Here is a 477-nt window from a genome sequence, read left to right as displayed (position 1 = left end):
GGACCGCCAACGCCTTCGCCGTCCTAGGCCTGCGCAGCCTGTACTTCTGCCTCGCCGGACTCCTGCGCCGCTTCGCCTACCTCCACTACGGCCTCGCGGTCCTCCTCGCCTTCGCCGGCGTCAAACTCATCCTCTCCGAGACCCCCGTCGGCAAGCTCCCCATCCCCCTCACTCTCGGCGTCATCGCCGTCACGATCACCGTCTCCATCGCCTGGTCCCTGATCGCCACCCGGAACCAGCCCACCGACAGGTGGGAACAGCCGGTCGGGACTGACACAGGCAGCACCAGCGGAGCCCACGGGCCTCCCGCCGACGACGACCTCACACACCACCAGCCTCATGCCGACCGCAGCCCGCACGGAAAAGACTCGCCATGACCACGCCCCCAGGCGCCCCAGTGGGCCACCCCGCCCCCGGCCCCTCGATCGCACTGCAGATGACCGGCGTGCCGCGCGAGGTTCCGACGGGCACAACAAC

1 protein-coding gene is annotated in these 477 nt (G+C 70.0%); it reads left to right on the top strand.

The window, feature by feature from the left end; genetic code table 11:
• Positions 1 to 377, top strand: a 377-nt coding sequence (locus IF09_RS47830; protein WP_030304445.1) for a TerC family protein, incomplete at its 5' end; no start/stop codon positions are given.
• Positions 378 to 477 lie beyond the last annotated feature (100 nt).

The sequence above is a fragment of the Streptomyces katrae genome, from assembly GCF_000717655.1.
Classification (GTDB): domain Bacteria; phylum Actinomycetota; class Actinomycetes; order Streptomycetales; family Streptomycetaceae; genus Streptomyces; species Streptomyces katrae_B.
This window is presented reverse-complemented; position numbering and strand designations above follow the sequence as displayed.